The 15,857-nt window shown below is 46.9% G+C and carries 13 protein-coding genes; 5 read left to right on the top strand and 8 right to left on the bottom strand.

Annotated elements, in window-relative coordinates:
* Positions 1–48: 48 nt before the first annotated feature.
* From rraA to priA, 7 genes are all read right to left on the bottom strand, one after another.
* Positions 49–567, bottom strand: coding sequence for a ribonuclease E activity regulator RraA (rraA, locus tag AB6E85_RS20150; protein WP_017071322.1), 519 nt, complete (start codon positions 565–567; stop codon positions 49–51).
* A 73-nt stretch (positions 568–640) separates the two neighbouring features.
* Complete coding sequence (locus tag AB6E85_RS20145; RefSeq protein WP_050632401.1) at positions 641–1,558, bottom strand: 1,4-dihydroxy-2-naphthoate polyprenyltransferase; 918 nt, start codon at positions 1,556–1,558, stop codon at positions 641–643.
* Positions 1,559–1,713: 155 nt separating this feature from the next.
* A complete protein-coding gene (gene hslU / locus AB6E85_RS20140; protein WP_048605412.1) occupies positions 1,714–3,054 on the bottom strand; it encodes an HslU--HslV peptidase ATPase subunit in 1,341 nt (446 codons plus the stop codon).
* Positions 3,055–3,112: 58 nt separating this feature from the next.
* Positions 3,113–3,661: an ATP-dependent protease subunit HslV gene (gene hslV, locus AB6E85_RS20135; protein WP_004729692.1), complete on the bottom strand. Its 549-nt coding sequence runs from the start codon at positions 3,659–3,661 to the stop codon at positions 3,113–3,115.
* Positions 3,662–3,885: 224 nt separating this feature from the next.
* Positions 3,886–4,425 carry an SPOR domain-containing protein gene (locus AB6E85_RS20130; RefSeq protein WP_372143919.1) on the bottom strand — a complete coding sequence of 180 codons (540 nt, stop codon included), beginning with the start codon at positions 4,423–4,425 and terminating at the stop codon, positions 3,886–3,888.
* Positions 4,426–4,547: 122 nt separating this feature from the next.
* On the bottom strand, positions 4,548–5,552 hold the full coding sequence (gene cytR / locus AB6E85_RS20125) for a DNA-binding transcriptional regulator CytR (protein WP_017103629.1): 1,005 nt from the start codon (positions 5,550–5,552) through the stop codon (positions 4,548–4,550).
* A gap of 240 nt (positions 5,553–5,792) precedes the next feature.
* Positions 5,793–7,994, bottom strand: a complete 2,202-nt coding sequence (priA, locus tag AB6E85_RS20120; protein ID WP_372143917.1) for a primosomal protein N' — start codon at positions 7,992–7,994, stop codon at positions 5,793–5,795.
* 332 nt (positions 7,995–8,326) lie between these two features.
* On the opposite strand from priA, the gene rpmE reads away from it, so the two are divergent.
* Both rpmE and AB6E85_RS20110 read left to right on the top strand, forming a co-directional pair.
* Complete coding sequence (gene rpmE / locus AB6E85_RS20115) at positions 8,327–8,545, top strand: 50S ribosomal protein L31 (RefSeq protein ID WP_004737142.1); 219 nt, start codon at positions 8,327–8,329, stop codon at positions 8,543–8,545.
* A 333-nt stretch (positions 8,546–8,878) separates the two neighbouring features.
* Positions 8,879–10,168 (top strand): malic enzyme-like NAD(P)-binding protein, encoded by a 1,290-nt coding sequence (locus tag AB6E85_RS20110; protein WP_017061144.1) that lies wholly within the window; start codon positions 8,879–8,881, stop codon positions 10,166–10,168.
* A 200-nt stretch (positions 10,169–10,368) separates the two neighbouring features.
* Here AB6E85_RS20110 and metJ read toward each other — a convergent pair whose 3' ends face one another.
* Positions 10,369–10,689: a met regulon transcriptional regulator MetJ gene (gene metJ / locus AB6E85_RS20105; protein ID WP_004415993.1), complete on the bottom strand. Its 321-nt coding sequence runs from the start codon at positions 10,687–10,689 to the stop codon at positions 10,369–10,371.
* A 208-nt stretch (positions 10,690–10,897) separates the two neighbouring features.
* Here metJ and AB6E85_RS20100 point away from each other — a divergent pair, with 208 nt between their 5' ends.
* The 3 genes from AB6E85_RS20100 to metF all read left to right on the top strand — a co-directional run bounded on the left by AB6E85_RS20100 (position 10,898) and on the right by metF (position 15,690).
* Positions 10,898–12,079: an O-succinylhomoserine (thiol)-lyase gene (locus AB6E85_RS20100; protein ID WP_017061143.1), complete on the top strand. Its 1,182-nt coding sequence runs from the start codon at positions 10,898–10,900 to the stop codon at positions 12,077–12,079.
* Positions 12,080–12,081: 2 nt separating this feature from the next.
* Positions 12,082–14,493, top strand: a complete 2,412-nt coding sequence (locus AB6E85_RS20095; RefSeq protein ID WP_048612372.1) for a bifunctional aspartate kinase/homoserine dehydrogenase II — start codon at positions 12,082–12,084, stop codon at positions 14,491–14,493.
* A gap of 297 nt (positions 14,494–14,790) precedes the next feature.
* On the top strand, positions 14,791–15,690 hold the full coding sequence (gene metF, locus AB6E85_RS20090) for a methylenetetrahydrofolate reductase (RefSeq protein WP_372143915.1): 900 nt from the start codon (positions 14,791–14,793) through the stop codon (positions 15,688–15,690).
* Positions 15,691–15,857 lie beyond the last annotated feature (167 nt).

The following is a 15,857-nucleotide window of genomic DNA, read 5'->3' as shown; positions in this document are numbered from 1 at the left end:
TAGCGGGCGTTTTTGTTTGTGTTCTTATGATTTGAAGCTGAGTGAGAGTTACTCGACCTCTTCTTCTTCAACATCCAGATCAAGTTCTACATCTAAAGGCTCGGCAGAAAGAATGATGCCGGTGTTGTCTGCGTAGAGGTAATCTTCTGGTAAAAAGGTCACGCTGCCAAAGTTCACGGGAACGTCTAATTCACCGACACCCTCTTGGCTCGCACCAACAGGAATAGAAGCCAAGGCTTGGATGCCTAGGTTCATATCTTCAAGCTCATCGACTTCACGAACGCAGCCGTAAACCACAATCCCTTCCCACTCATTGTCTTCGGCAAGTAGGGCAATCTCAGCATCGATCAGCGCTTTACGTAGTGAGCCGCCACCATCGATTAACAACACACGTCCCAGACCATCTTGCTCTAGTACAGAGCGAATCAAAGCGTTGTCTTCAAAACACTTTAATGTCGTGATCTGTCCTGCGAAGGATGCACGTCCACCGAAGTTGCTGAACATTGGCTCCACGACATCAACTTGATCCAAATATATGTCGCACAGTGCTGAAGTGTTGTATTCCATTAGTATACCTTTTGAACAATGAGCTTACTTTGAGTATATCGGCGCTTGATCCCTTTGCAATGATTAGTCTCATTTAACTCAATAGAGTTTGAGCTACGACAACCCCTGCAAACAATAGGTTAGTGACCAGTGAGCATTTCACAATCACGGGCATCATTGGTGCAATTTGCGCTGGCTTTTCGGTTTCCCAAACAGCTTTGCCATGTTTGTAAACAATGATAATGCTCAGCAAAAACGGCAGGCTGATCCAGACCGGTTTTTCTTGAATAAGCAGGTAGATAGCGAAAGACGCAAGGGCGAGGCCAAGCAGAGCAAAATGATAATGTTTGGCTTTGCGTTGCCCTAGGCGAACCGCCATGGTGCGCTTACCACATTCGCTGTCGTTTTCGATATCACGCATGTTGTTGATATTGAGTACCGCAACCGCCATCAAGCCACAGCCCAATGCCGGAAGGAATAGGCTTGGTTCAACATGGCCAGTGTGCAAGAAGTAAGTCCCTGAAACGCCTAACAAACCGAAGAAGATAAATACCGACAAGTCGCCAAGGCCGATATAGCCATAAGGTTTATTACCGACGGTGTAAGCGATGGCTGCAACAATGGCTAATACGCCTAACGCAATGAAAGATAAGATACTTTCAATCGAGGTTAAGGCATGAAAAATAAGAATAAGCCCAGCGACCATGGTAAACACGATGTTGAGGATGATCGCTTGCTTCATGGTTTTCGCCGTCACCGCACCAGATTGCATGGCACGTGTTGGCCCCAGACGATTTTCGTTGTCTGTGCCTTTTACGGCGTCGCCATAGTCATTGGCTAGGTTCGATAAAATCTGTAATAGGGTGGCGGTTAAAAATGCCAGTAGGGCTATCGATAAAGAAAACTGACCACCGGCGAACGCTAAACTACTTCCTGTAAGAATAGAGACAAGTGCGAGAGGCAGAGTTTTTGGTCGTGCGGCATCAAGCCAGATCAGTAGAGATTGTTTCATCGTAGGTCTAATTCTTTGTAAGTCTTCGTTTCATACTGTGATTTGAGTATACGCCCATTTTTCGGGTAATAAAAAGCCCACTCGAAAGTGGGCCTTGAATTCGCTTATTAGCTGCTATTTCTTTGAGATAGAGCAATAAGTTGGAGTTTCGTGTGCTACAAGATGAAGCGGCTTAGGTCTTCGTCTTCAACGAATTCGCCAAGTTTCGATGTTACGTAAGCTTCATCGATCACTAGCTTGCTGCCAGCCTTGTCTGTTGCTTCGAATGAAATCTCATCCATTAGACGCTCCATTACTGTGTGTAGACGACGCGCACCGATGTTCTCAGTGGTTTCGTTTACGCGCCATGCTGCGTCCGCAATCTGATTGATGCCATCTTCAGTGAACTCAATGCTGACATCTTCTGTTTTCATTAGGGCAATGTATTGCTCTGTCAGCGATGCTTTTGGTTCAGTCAGGATACGTTTGAAGTCATGTGCTGAAAGCGCTTCAAGTTCTACGCGGATTGGTAGACGACCTTGTAGCTCAGGGATCAGGTCAGATGGCTTAGCCACTTGGAATGCGCCTGATGTGATAAACAAGATGTGGTCAGTTTTCACCATGCCGTGCTTGGTTGATACTGTGCTGCCTTCGATAAGAGGCAGTAGGTCACGCTGAACACCTTCGCGAGATACATCTGGGCCAGAGCTGTCGCCACGCTTACAGATTTTGTCGATCTCATCGATGAATACGATGCCGTTGTTTTCAGCGTTGAAGATCGCATTCTCTTTTAGCTCTTCTTGGTTCACAAGCTTTGAAGCTTCTTCTTCCGTCAGTGCTTTGAATGCGTCTTTGATTTTCATCTTACGCTTTTTCTTGGTGTCGCCAGCTAGGTTTTGGAACATGCCTTGCAGCTGGTTCGTCATCTCTTCCATGCCTGGAGGTGACATGATTTCAACGCCCATTTGCGGCGCAGCTACATCAACTTCGATCTCTTTGTCGTCTAGCTTACCTTCACGCAGTTTCTTGCGGAAAATCTGACGAGTGTTTGAAGAGGTGGTGTCTTCAGTTGATTGCTCGTTCTGACCCCAAGCATCACGTGCTGGTGGTAGAAGAGCATCAAGAATACGTTCTTCAGCTTGTTCTTCAGCGCGGTACTGTACTTTTTCCATCGCTTGTTGGTGTGTCATCTTGATTGCAACGTCCGTTAGATCACGGATGATGGTCTCAACTTCTTTACCAACGTAGCCAACTTCGGTGAACTTAGTCGCTTCTACCTTAATGAAAGGCGCGTTTGCTAGTTTCGCTAGACGGCGAGCAATTTCAGTTTTACCCACACCTGTTGGGCCAATCATTAGGATGTTCTTTGGTGATACTTCAACACGCAGGCTTTCTTCAAGCTGCATACGACGCCAGCGGTTACGTAGAGCGATAGCCACTGAACGCTTAGCGTTGTCTTGGCCGATAATGTGGCGATTGAGTTCGTGAACAATTTCGCGAGGAGTCATCTCAGACATGGTTTTTCCTTAATTCTTTAATCACTGTTGAATACAACGTTATTGATGGAAGCGGTCGTTACTCTGGCTTTGGCAGCTCAACGGTGCTTTCTAGTTCTTCAATAGTGTGGTGATGGTTGGTGAATACACAGATATCGCCTGCAATGTTCAGCGACTTTTCTGCGATTTCACGCGCATCTAAATCAGTATTTTCTAATAGTGCAGTAGCGGCTGCTTGAGCGAAGTTACCGCCCGAGCCGATCGCAATCAGGTCGTTCTCTGGTTGAACTACGTCACCGTTACCTGTGATGATCAGTGAAGCGGTCTCATCCGCTACTGCTAACAGTGCTTCTAACTTACGTAGAGCACGGTCGCTACGCCAATCCTTCGCTAGCTCAACGGCAGCTTTGGTCAGGTGGCCTTGGTGCATTTGCAGCTTGCTTTCAAATTTTTCGAATAGCGTGAAAGCATCAGCGGTACCGCCAGCAAAACCTGCCAGTACTTTGTTGTTGTATAGGCGACGTACTTTACGGGCATTGCCCTTCATTACAGTATTGCCTAGAGATACTTGTCCATCACCCGCGATGACGACTTTATTATTACGACGTACAGATACAATGGTAGTCACGAGTAGGGCCTCTTAATATTTCTTATCTTTGGGTATAAAAAGTATATGAGGATGGTGCTCGGATAATTCAAGGAAGGGTGAGTGATGTCGTGCAAACTTATCGGCGGAAGTTGTAAGGAAATTTGGTTAAAGGGGAGGGGGATAAAAGAAAACCTCCACAGTGGGAGGCTTTCGGTGTTTGGTTTTCGGCTTTTACTAAGACCGAGACTGCCGTTGAATCTAAATTACTCGGTGTCTTTCCAAATAGCACAAGGTTCGATTTTCGCTCGTTGCAGCTTATGGCGATCTCGCTCTGCGTCACGCTTCAACTTGTATGGACCTAGAACCACACGGTACCAGCTACTGCCATTTTTCTTGCGGATCTCACTCGAGATACCTTGGAAGGCAATATCCAACTTACGAGCTTCTGCCTGCGACGAGGTTTTGTAAGCGCCACACTGCATGATGTAAGGGATCTTCGAGATCTCTTGCTCTTTGGCTTTCACTTCGATTTCGCGGCTTGGCAGCGTTTCAACGTAGTCCCATTTCTCTTCAGGAGGCGGCGGAATCACTTTCGCTGGTTTTGGCTTAGGTTTTGGTTTGGTTGCCACAGGCGTTGGTGCTGGCGGCTCAGGGTCATTACTCAATAGGTAAAGTCCGTAACCAAAACCACCGGCAAGGAGGATCGCCAAAAGACCACTGCGCCAAGGTTTACGGCGAGGGGCTTGTTTTTTGGTTGGTTTTTTCGTGCCACGACCACGCTTTACATAATCTCTATTAGCCACAAGACAATTCAATAGTTGCTGATTCTGCCCTCATGGTAATCCAGATTGCGCGAGGATAATAGTGCAGAAATGGAAGCGGCACATCAAAATGTGCCGCAGATTTGTAAGGGTATTTCTGAGGGTTACATTCGAGGTGGCGCTGTACTGCCTCGAACCACCAATTTAGCTTCAAGCAGACGCGAACCTGCTTGCACATCGTTGCCCTTCAGTAGATCAAGCATCATCAACATCGCTTGGCGTCCAATCTCATAACGAGGCTGAGAAATGGTGGTTAGCGGTGGATCGCAGTATTGAGCGAATTGGATGTCATCGAAGCCGACAATCGATAGGTCTTGAGGAACGCGTAAGCCCAGTTTCTTCGCTTCTTGAATCGCGCCAATCGCCATCGCATCGTTGTGACAGAAGATAGCGGTTGGTTGTTCAGGCAGAGCCAGCAATTGACGAACCGCTTGAGCGCCCGCTTCAAAGGTGAAGTCACCAACCGTACTGTAGGCTGGGTTCATTGAGACACCGGCACGACGCAGCGCTTGTTGGTAGCCTTGTTGACGGAACTTACACAGCGTTGCCGATACTGGGCCTGAGATTTGAGCAATACGCTTATGACCCAGCTGAGCTAGGTAGTTAACCGCTTCAAAGGCAGAGGTCAGGTTATCGATGTGTACCGTAGGCAGTTCAAGCTCAGGGGCAAACTCACACGCCATCACCATTGGCGGTAAATTCTTTTGTTCAGGTTTGCTGACATCAAACGGATGGTCAGTGCCCAGCAGCAACATACCGTCAGCTTGTTTGGTGAACACTAAGTTAACAAATGAAGACTCGCGCTTCTTTTGCTGGCCGCTATCACCTAGCAGAACAAGGTAATCATTTTCTACCGCGGCATCTTCGATACCACGAATGATCTCGGCGAAATAAGGGTCACAGATATCAGGAACAATAGTGATGATGGTTTTTGATTCGTTGCGACGTAAATTTCTAGCTAATGTATTGGGTGAGTATCCAGCTTCAAGTACTGCTGTTTCCACTCGTTTGCGAGTTGAAACTGAGACTTTCTCAGGGTTCATCAATGCACGTGATACCGTGGCTGTTGAGACGCCTGCTAGCTGGGCAACATCCTTCATTGTCGCCATAAATTAAACCCTCTTTTAAGTTCCTTTGTCGCCTAAGTATCTAAGGCGTGAATAATAAATGTAATCGAATAGATATTATGAAAGTGTTGCTAACACTTTTTTTATTGCAATATTTTATTCGTTTAATCCGTGTAAAGTTACGGCTAGATTAACAAAAATCACATGACTAGTGTGAAGTTGCTCACGAGAAATATGAAATATTTGTGAACAAACTTATCATTAGTTTTAACCCAAGTGGGTTTAGCTCAAATCTTGCGGCTCAATATCGAGTGACCAGCGGACTTTTTTCGCAGCAGGTAACATATTGATGGCCGGCTTGGCACTCATTAATAGTTTCTGCATTAACGAGCGCGTCTGAGTTTGTAAGATTAACTGCCAGCGTGATTTGCCCGCTCGTTTTGCTAACGGAGCCGGGGTTGGCCCTAACACCATGCAATATTGGTCAAACAGTGGATGTGATTCCAATGTGTGACGAACCTGACGCAAGAACTCCTCCACCAAGCGTGTGTCATTGGCTTCTGCTCTAAACAGCGTCATAAAGGTATAAGGCGGTAACATTGCCTGCTTACGCTCTGCCAGTGCCGTCTGAGCAAAGTGGTTATAGTCTTTGTGCAGCAAGGCTTGCAGCAACCCATGTTCTGGATGGTGAGTCTGTAAGATCACTTCACCGGGTTTACTTGCTCGTCCTGCGCGTCCCGCTACTTGGATGAATAGCTGGGCAAGACGTTCAGACGCTCGGAAGTCACTGCTATATAAAGAGCCATCCACATCCAATAACGCCACAAGTGTCACGTCAGGGAAATGGTGACCCTTAGCAAGCATCTGAGTGCCGATAAGAATTTGGTATTCACCTTTACGAATCGACTCTAGTGCGCTTTCTAAGCTGCCTTTACGGCGGGTGCTGTCGCGGTCAATACGAATGGTTTTGTATTCAGGGAATAGTTGGCCAAGCTGAGCTTCTAACTGCTCGGTACCGACACCCACTGTCACTAAGTTCGCAGACCCACAACCTTGGCAGTTGTGCACGATATGCTGCTGAGAACCGCAGTGGTGGCAGCGCATCTCATTACTGTATTGGTGATAAGTATAATAAGCATCACAACGTTTACACTCGGCAGTCCAACCACAATCGTGACACATCAATGCGGGAGAAAACCCTCGGCGATTGAGGAACAGCATCACCTGGTTGCCTGCTTTGAGGTGTCTTTGCATCTCTGCAATTAACGACGCAGACAAACCACTTTCTAGATATTCACCTTTAACATCCAACACCTTATTGGTGGTCGGCAGTGCGACACCCGCACGTGAAGTGAGGGTGAGATAACTGTATTTACCGATCTGAGCGTTGTGCAGTGTTTCAAAGGCCGGAGTCGCCGAGCCTAACACTACTGGAATCTGCGCTTTATGAGCACGCATGATCGCCACATCACGAGCGTGGTAGCGCAGGCTATCTTGTTGTTTATAAGACGCGTCGTGCTCTTCATCGACAATGATAATGCCTAGGTCAGCAAATGGCGTGAACAGAGCCGAACGGGTACCAATCACGATGCCCGCTATTTTATCGCGCGCCGATAACCAAGCATTCAGTCGCTCAGAATCGTTTAAACCTGAGTGGATAACCTCAACAGGCACATTAAAGCGCCGCTTAAAGCGGTTAATCGTTTGAGGGGTGAGGCCAATTTCAGGCACAAGCACTAACGCTTGTTTACCTTGGTCGAGAATCGGCTTAATCATATTCAGGTAAACCTCGGTCTTACCTGAACCAGTAACGCCCTCTAGCAGGAAACAACCGAAGTCGGTTTGGCTATTTACGGTCGCAATCGCGATGGCTTGTTCGGCATTGAGCTTAGGTTTGTCTTGGTCGTTTTCAAGATCAACTGGCCACGGCTGACGTTTCGGCTTTTTCTCTACCGATTCAATCCAGCCTTTCTCTTCTAGTGTCTTGAGTACGGCGCTGCCAACTTCTTCATCAATGAATTCTTGATGAGGAACGGGGCCGTGCTCAAGCATGTGCATTACTTTGGCTTGCTTTACCGCGCGACCAAAACCTTGCATCAGTTGGTCTTTGCCTGATGGCGTTAACTGCCACTCAACCAGCGTCGCGAAGTCGGCGGCTTTGCCTTTTCTTAGAGCGCTCGGAAGGGCGTTAGCAAAGGTTTCGCCAAGAGGGTACTGATAAAACTGACTGCACCACATTAACAGTGAATAGACAGATTCCGGCCAAACAGGCTGATTGTCTAATAAGGCTTTAATGGGTTTGAGCTTGTCTAGCTCGAATTCAGATTCGTTAACCAGAGCCGTGACAATGCCGGTTAAGGTTTGTCGTCCAAAAGGCACAGAGACTCGTCCACCAATAATCGGAAATAGGTGGCTTGGAATCTTGTAATCGAACTGCTTGTCGAGTGGAACAGGCAGTGCCACGCGGGCAATCATTGGACGCATAAAGGGACGGCTTTATCTGAGTTGACGAGAGCGAACAGTCTAAAGGATAAGGCGGTTAAATTCGAGAAGCAGTTTGGATGAAGGCGGCGAGTTAGCGTATACCGACAACGACAGCCCGAAATCTCAGGCCGATAAAGGAAATAAAGAGAGAATTGGTGAAAAATGTATCAAATCGGTTGATCCTGCCTTATAGATTCATTACTATACTGCGCCTTAAAGGTATGGCTTCATCACTCTTTTGTGTCGATGCGGTGTCTTTATTTCTTTTTTTAAACTACGTGTGGTGTGCGGCTTAGAATCGTATAGCGACACGGCCTACTTGAGGTTATCCCATGAAAGCTGGAATCCACCCAGAATACAAAGCAGTTACTGCAACTTGTTCTTGCGGCAACACATTTGAGTTCAACTCAACGCTAGCAAAAGAATCAATCCACCTAGACGTATGTGACAAATGTCACCCGTTCTACACTGGTAAGCAACGTATCGTAGATACTGGCGGCCGTGTTGATCGCTTCAACAAGCGTTTCGGTGCTCTTTCTAGCAAGAAGTAATTCTCGCTATTTAGACATGAAAAAGGACACTTCGGTGTCCTTTTTTGTTGCATGTAATTTGAGAAAGCACTGACTTTCATTCAAGCTTCAATCCCCTCTAACGATAAGTTGTCTACCTTTCTATTGCAGGGCAATTCCTTGCGTATCTCTCTGCACCAAAATTCCGCACGAAAGTTCAACAAGCGATAGTAATTTCAACTGCTCACTGGTCTTATTAGTAGTGAAATCTCGTTTTTTAATGAGACAGAGGCTTCAACCACCTAGGAACTTTGAAGTACATCCATTAACATGAACAAGATCCCCCAAATAATAATATCCTAGGAACCTACACCTATGTCTGAAGACAGCAGCCAAGCTCAATCCTCTCAAGAATTATCACCTCAAGAACAATTCCGTCAGCAAGCTCTTGATTACCATGAGTTCCCAATTCCAGGCAAAATTGCCGTAGAACTGACGAAGCCTGCAAACTCTGCAGAAGACCTAGCACTTGCATACAGCCCAGGCGTGGCTGAGCCTGTTCGCGAGATCGCACAGAACGTTGATAACGTTTATAAGTACACAGGTAAAGGCAACATGGTTGCAGTTATCTCTAACGGTACAGCGATTCTTGGCCTAGGTAACCTTGGCCCTATTGCCTCTAAACCAGTTATGGAAGGTAAAGCGCTCCTGTTTAAGCGTTTTGCTGGTTTAGATTCTATCGATATTGAAGTAAAACACCGCACAATCGATGAGTTCGTTGATACGGTTGCGAATATTGCAGATACATTCGGCGGTATTAACCTAGAAGACATCAAAGCACCAGACTGTTTTGAGATTGAACGTCGCCTGATTGAACGTTGTGATGTTCCGGTATTCCACGATGACCAACACGGTACAGCGATTGTAACTGCAGCGGGTATGCTGAACGCGATCGAGCTTCAAGGTAAGAAACTTGAAGAGTGTAAGATCGTTTGTTTAGGTGCTGGCGCAGCAGCGGTTGCTTGTATGGAACTGCTGATTAAGTGTGGCGCTCAGCGTGAAAAAATCTACATGCTTGACCGTAAAGGTGTGATCCACACTCGTCGTGATGACCTAAACGAATACAAAGAGCTGTTCGCAAATAACACTGACAAGCGCACGCTTGAAGATGTTATCGAAGGCGCTGACCTGTTCTTGGGTGTATCGGGTCCTAACCTACTGCCTGCTGAAGCACTAACGCTGATGGCTGATAAGCCTGTTGTGTTTGCATGTTCAAACCCAGATCCAGAGATCAAGCCTGAGCTTGCACACGAAGTTCGTTCTGACCTAATCATGGGTACAGGCCGTAGTGATTACCCTAACCAAGTAAACAACGTACTTTGTTTCCCATTCATTTTCCGTGGTGCACTAGACGTGCGTGCGAGCGAAATTAATGATGAAATGAAGCTGGCGGCGGTTAAAGCGATTCGTGAACTGGCGAAAGAAGAAGTTCCAGCTGAAGTACTAGCAGCTGCGGGCGAGACTGCACTGGAGTTCGGTAAGGGTTACATCATTCCTAAGCCAATGGATCCACGTCTACTTCCTCGTGTAGCACGAGCAGTTGCGGAAGCGGCTGTTGAATCTGGCGTAGCTCGTATCGAGATGCCTGCTAACTATATGGCATAGAGACATAGATACTGGATGACATAGTCGTCTGGTATCGTCGTTTCGTTATCGAGACGAAAAAGAATAATAAAAAACCGACTCATAGGAGTCGGTTTTTTTATGTCTATCATTCACAGCGCAGTCATAAAAACGCAATGCGTGATGTGATAAATAGGGTCAGCTATAGCGAATCAATAATGAAGGCAGTGACTGAGTTGTCTTTATTCTTCGTCAAACGCTTCGAACTCGATACCCATTTCTGTCATCAGTTTTTTCACTTCAGCAGGGATATCGTCAGGACGATCTTTACGAAGGTCTTCATCCGTTGGTAGTGGTTGGCCTGTGTACGCATGTAGAAAGGCTTCGCACAGTAGCTCACTGTTTGTTGCATGGCGTAGGTTATTAATCTGGCGGCGAGTACGCTCGTCAGTAAGAACCTTTAACACTTTTAGAGGGATAGAAACTGTAATTTTCTTTACTTGTTCGCTTTTCTTTCCATGCTCAGCATATGGGCTTATGTATTCACCATTCCAGTCGGCCATTGCGTACCTTCATCACTTTAGTTGTTAGAATAAATTAATAGTGGTGATTTTAGCGGGATTTACTGCCATAAGCAAAGACATATAGACGTCTAGAAGTGTTGACGTCTCACGTTTATGAAAGTAAAGTGAATAACATATATCTAACACAGCCGCAAAATGCCGACAAGCAGCTGTGATTCTCAGACGCAAAACTTGTAAGGAAGCACCTATGAGCAGCCGGAAGCCAGCAACAATCGCAGTACGTACTGGTATCGAGTCAGACACGCAACACCATGCCGTTGTCCCACCCATTTATCTTTCGACTAACTATGGGTTTCCCGCTTTTGGTGAAGTGCCAAAGTACGATTACACCCGTTCTGGTAACCCAAACCGTGGTTTATTAGAAACGGCACTGTTTGAGCTTGAATCAGGCAAAGGTGCGGTTGTGACTAACTGTGGTACTTCGGCGCTTAACTTATGGGTTTCGGCTTTCTTAGGCGGCGATGATCTTATTATTGCACCGCACGACTGCTACGGCGGTACGTACCGTCTGTTTAACACTCGCTCGCTAAAAGGTGACTTCAAAGTTCTGTTCGTTGATCAATCGGATCAAGCGGCACTGGATGCAGCGATCGCGCTTAAGCCAAAATTGATCTTAATTGAAACCCCATCGAATCCACTGGTTCGTGTGGTTGATATTGCAGAAACTTGCCGTAAAGCGAAAGAGGTTGGTGCTCTGGTTGCTGTCGACAACACGTTTTTGACGCCTGTGTTCCAAAAGCCTTTAGAGCTGGGTGCGGATTTTGTTATCCACTCTACAACCAAGTACATCAATGGACACTCAGATGTGATTGGTGGCGTTGTGGTCACTAAGACAGAAGAGCACGCTGAAGAGCTAGCATGGTGGGGCAACTGTATTGGTGCGACCGGCACACCATTTGATAGCTACATGACTTTACGTGGTATTCGTACGCTAGGTGCGCGTATGCGAGTTCACGAAGAAAGCTCACGTGAGATTCTGGCGTCTCTACAGCAACAAGATCTCGTCGGCACTATTTATCACCCAAGCCTTCCTGAACATCCGGGTCATGATATCGCGAAGAAACAGCAATCGGGCTTTGGCTCAATGCTCAGCTTTGAGTTTGCGGGCTCATTCGAGGCGCTTAAATACTTTGTTGATAAGTTAGAGCTATTCTCCTTGGCAGAATCATTGGGCGGTGTTGAAAGCCTGATTTGTCATCCAGCGTCGATGACTCACCGTGCGATGGGTGAAGAAGCCTTAGCAGAAGCGGGTGTTTCTCAGCAACTACTGCGTCTATCTGTTGGCCTGGAAGATGCAGAAGACCTAATCGATGACCTCAAGCAAGCGTTTGAAAGAACACAACGCTTTATCGCTGAAGGGGAGGGTTAATAATGGCAACCTTTCGCCAGTTACATAAATTTGGTGGCAGCAGTTTAGCAAATCCTGAATGTTACCAACGTGTGGTCAACATTCTTAGAGAATACTCATCAGCATCTGATTTGGTGGTGGTATCGGCAGCAGGCAAAACAACCAACCGCTTAATTGAGTTCGTTGAAGCGCTCGACAAAGATGGTCGTATTGCCCATGAATGTTTGCAAGCACTTCGTCAGTTCCAACTCGATCTGATTGAAGCACTGCTTGAGGGTGAATCAGCCGCACAACTTACTGCAACCATTCAACAAGAATTTACCGCTTTGGGTGAGCTAACGGCTCCCTTGAGCGAAGCACAAAAAGCAAAAGTGCTTGGACACGGTGAGGTTTGGTCTTCACGTCTACTCGCTGCTTTGTTGTGCCAGCATGACTTACAAGCGGTTGCTCAAGATGCGCGTGCTTTTTTACGTGCAGAAGTAGGCGCTCAGCCTGAAGTCGACCGCGCACGTTCTTACCCTCTGATCAAAGAAGCCTTGGCGCAGCATGCACATTGCCGCGTGGTGATTACGGGCTTTATGGCTCAGAACTGCGAGGGTGAAACCGTATTGCTTGGCCGTAATGGTTCGGATTACTCAGCAACTGTGATCGGTGCTTTAGCTGAAGTTGAACGCGTGACGATTTGGAGTGATGTGGCGGGCGTTTACAGCGCTGACCCTCGTCTGGTTTCAGATGCGTGTCTACTGCCTCTACTTCGCCTTGATGAAGCGAGTGAACTCGCTCGTCTAGCGGCTCCAGTGCTTCACAGCCGAACGCTACAGCCTGTGGCTCAAAGTGCTATGGATCTCAGCTTACGCTGCAGCTATCAGCCGGAGGCGGGCTCTACACAGATAGAGCGTGTACTGGCATCGGGTCGTGGCGCAAAAATCATTACCTCTCTGGATGAAGTGCTTATCGTGCAGCTGACCTTTGGTCACGGCCATGATTTCGACCGTCTAGAGAGTGAAGTGCTTGAAGGGCTTAAGCGTGCTCAACTTGAGCCGCTTGCCTATGAGCTTGAACCAGATCAACACTGTTTGCGTCTTGCCTACACGGAAGAGATCGCTGGTGGTGCATTAGAATATCTACAAGACCATGCGATTGAAGCTGAGATTAAGCTCAAAGAAGGCTTCTCTCTGATTGCTGCAGTGGGTGCGGGTGTCACTAAGAACCCGAACCATTGCTACGGCTTCTACCAGCAGCTTAAGAGCTCACCGGTTGAGTTCATCTCAGAAGCGAACTCAGGCTTAAGCTTGGTGGCTGTGATTCGTAAGAGCGAAACATCAAGCCTAGTGAAAGGCATTCATTCTCAACTATTCCAAGCGCAGAAGCGTGTTGCGATTGCCTTGTGTGGTAAGGGTAATATTGGTTCAAGTTGGTTAAGCCTGTTTGCTGAACAAAAAGCGGAACTTGAAAAGCGCCGTGGAATGAACTTTGAATTGGTTGCGGTGGTTGATAGCCAAACCTATTGGTTCGACGATCAAGGCATTGATGCGACCTCAGTGAGCAAGCGTTTTGACGATGAAGCGATTGCCAACAACGGTAACGACTGGTTAGAGCGTTTGGGTTCTATTCAGGGTTACGATGAAGCAGTAGTACTCGATGTAACTGCGAGCCCAGTGCTTGCAGCAAAGTATCTGCAAATCGCACAACAAGGTATTCACCTGATCTCGGCGAACAAGGTGGCAGGTTCTGCATCGAGCGAGTATTACCATCAAGTACAAGATGCTTTCGCGAAGATCAGCCGTCATTGGTTGTACAACGCGACAGTGGGTGCAGGCTTGCCGATTAACCACACGGTACGAGACCTGCGTGAAAGCGGCGATGACATTATTGCGTTGTCAGGCATCTTCTCAGGCACGCTGTCTTGGTTGTTCCAGCAGTTTGATGGCACGGTACCATTCAGTGAGTTGGTTGACTTAGCATGGCAACAAGGTCTAACTGAACCGGACCCGCGTGCTGACCTTGATGGCTCAGATGTCATGCGTAAGTTGGTGATTCTGGCGCGTGAATCGGGTTTGGATATCGAACCTGAAAACGTAAAAGTGGAATCGCTCGTGCCTGCAGAGCTGCAAGAGCTATCAGTGGATGACTTCTTCGACAAAGCTTCTGTACTGAGCGAAGAGTTGGCCGAGCGTTTAGAGAAAGCGCACTCTCAACAGAAGGTTCTGCGTTACGTAGCGCGTTTGGAGAAGAACGGTAAGGCAACCGTAGGCGTTGAAGCCCTATCTAAAGAACATGCTCTGGCGAACTTGTTGCCTTGCGACAACATCTTTGCGATTGAGAGCAAATGGTACAAAGATAATCCATTGGTGATTCGTGGCCCAGGTGCAGGACGTGAAGTCACAGCGGGTGCAATTCAATCTGACCTAAATAGAATGTCTAGCCTGTTTTGATTTTCAGATCGATTGGTTTAATACTCAGATCAATTGGTTTAGCGCGTAAATGGCATACTATTCACTAAGATAAATAAGGCTGAAAGCACGATGTGTTTTTCAGCCTTTTTTCTACATTATTTCTGCTTTGCGACTCATCTAACGACTTGAGTTTTACTCACGATCTACTTGAGAAAAATTCATAATGGATCTGTTGACATTAAATCGTATTCAATACATTCTACAGACATATAGACGTCTAAACGTCGTTTAAGGATTTGAGTTTTTAGTGGTTGCTTTTGCCACAGGGAGAGTAAGATGGGATACACACACGCTAGTCATATCGACGCTTTAAATCAGAATGTCGCTGAGCTTTCTGACAACATCAATGTGTCATTTGAGTTTTTTCCACCAAGCAGTGAGAAGATGGAAGAGACCCTGTGGAACTCTGTTCACCGTCTTAAAACACTTCAACCAAAATTTGTATCGGTAACTTACGGTGCAAACTCGGGCGAACGTGACCGTACCCACTCAATCATTAAAGAAATTAAGAACCAAACTGGTCTAGTAGCAGCACCGCACCTAACGTGTATTGATGCGAGCCGCGAAGAGCTGATTCAAATTGCCGACGATTACTGGGCAAATGGTATCGAGAGTATTGTTGCGCTGCGTGGTGATATTCCAGCAGGCGGCGGCGCGCCAGAGATGTACGCATCTGATTTAGTTGAGCTACTTAAATCTCGCCACGATTTTGATATCTCAGTAGCGGCATTCCCTGAGGTTCACCCTGAAGCAAAAAGCGCTCAATCTGACCTTATTAACCTAAAACGTAAAGTGGATGCGGGTGCTAACCGTGCAATCACTCAGTTCTTCTTCGATGTAGAAAGCTACCTACGTTTTCGTGACCGTTGTGTAGCGGCTGGTGTGGATGTGGAGATTGTTCCGGGCATCTTACCGGTTTCTAACTTCAAGCAAGCGTCGCGCTTTGCAGCGATGAACAACGTAAAAGTACCAGGCTGGATGGCGAAGCAGTTCGAAGGCTTGGATGATGATCCAACCACTCGTCAGCTAGTAGGTGCTAGCCAAGCGATTGATATGGTTCGTACGCTGAGCCGTGAAGGTGTGAAAGATTTCCACTTCTACACGCTAAACCGTGCAGAAATGACTTACGCACTTTGCCATACGCTAGGTGTTCGCCCACAAGTCGCTGCGCTGTAAGCAAAGTCTAAGAAGTAAAGCCTAAGTGCTTGTAAAAAGCCTCTGGCAGTAACATTTCAAATCCTATAGATACAAAAAAGGCTTGGACTCATAGAGTTCAAGCCTTTTGCTTTTCTAGCTTCTAGCTTCTAGCTTCTAGCTTCTAGCTTCTAGCTTCTAGCTTCTAG

Source organism: Vibrio sp. 10N.247.311.51 (assembly GCF_041467855.1).
In the GTDB taxonomy this organism is placed as follows: domain Bacteria; phylum Pseudomonadota; class Gammaproteobacteria; order Enterobacterales; family Vibrionaceae; genus Vibrio; species Vibrio coralliirubri.
Note: the sequence above shows the minus strand (reverse complement) of the source record. Positions and strands in the feature narration are given on the sequence as shown.

What these genes read in the sequence shown, in the direction of transcription:
- rraA (WP_017071322.1), bottom strand. Translation starts at nt 567, where the DNA reads ATGGAATACAACACTTCAGCACTGTGCGACATATATTTGGATCAAGTT.
- AB6E85_RS20145 (WP_050632401.1), bottom strand. Translation starts at nt 1,558, where the DNA reads ATGAAACAATCTCTACTGATCTGGCTTGATGCCGCACGACCAAAAACT.
- hslU (WP_048605412.1), bottom strand. Translation starts at nt 3,054, where the DNA reads ATGTCTGAGATGACTCCTCGCGAAATTGTTCACGAACTCAATCGCCAC.
- cytR (WP_017103629.1), bottom strand. Translation starts at nt 5,552, where the DNA reads ATGGCGACAATGAAGGATGTTGCCCAGCTAGCAGGCGTCTCAACAGCC.
- priA (WP_372143917.1), bottom strand. Translation starts at nt 7,994, where the DNA reads ATGCGTCCAATGATTGCCCGCGTGGCACTGCCTGTTCCACTCGACAAG.
- rpmE (WP_004737142.1), top strand. Translation starts at nt 8,327, where the DNA reads ATGAAAGCTGGAATCCACCCAGAATACAAAGCAGTTACTGCAACTTGT.
- AB6E85_RS20110 (WP_017061144.1), top strand. Translation starts at nt 8,879, where the DNA reads ATGTCTGAAGACAGCAGCCAAGCTCAATCCTCTCAAGAATTATCACCT.
- metJ (WP_004415993.1), bottom strand. Translation starts at nt 10,689, where the DNA reads ATGGCCGACTGGAATGGTGAATACATAAGCCCATATGCTGAGCATGGA.
- AB6E85_RS20100 (WP_017061143.1), top strand. Translation starts at nt 10,898, where the DNA reads ATGAGCAGCCGGAAGCCAGCAACAATCGCAGTACGTACTGGTATCGAG.
- AB6E85_RS20095 (WP_048612372.1), top strand. Translation starts at nt 12,082, where the DNA reads ATGGCAACCTTTCGCCAGTTACATAAATTTGGTGGCAGCAGTTTAGCA.
- metF (WP_372143915.1), top strand. Translation starts at nt 14,791, where the DNA reads ATGGGATACACACACGCTAGTCATATCGACGCTTTAAATCAGAATGTC.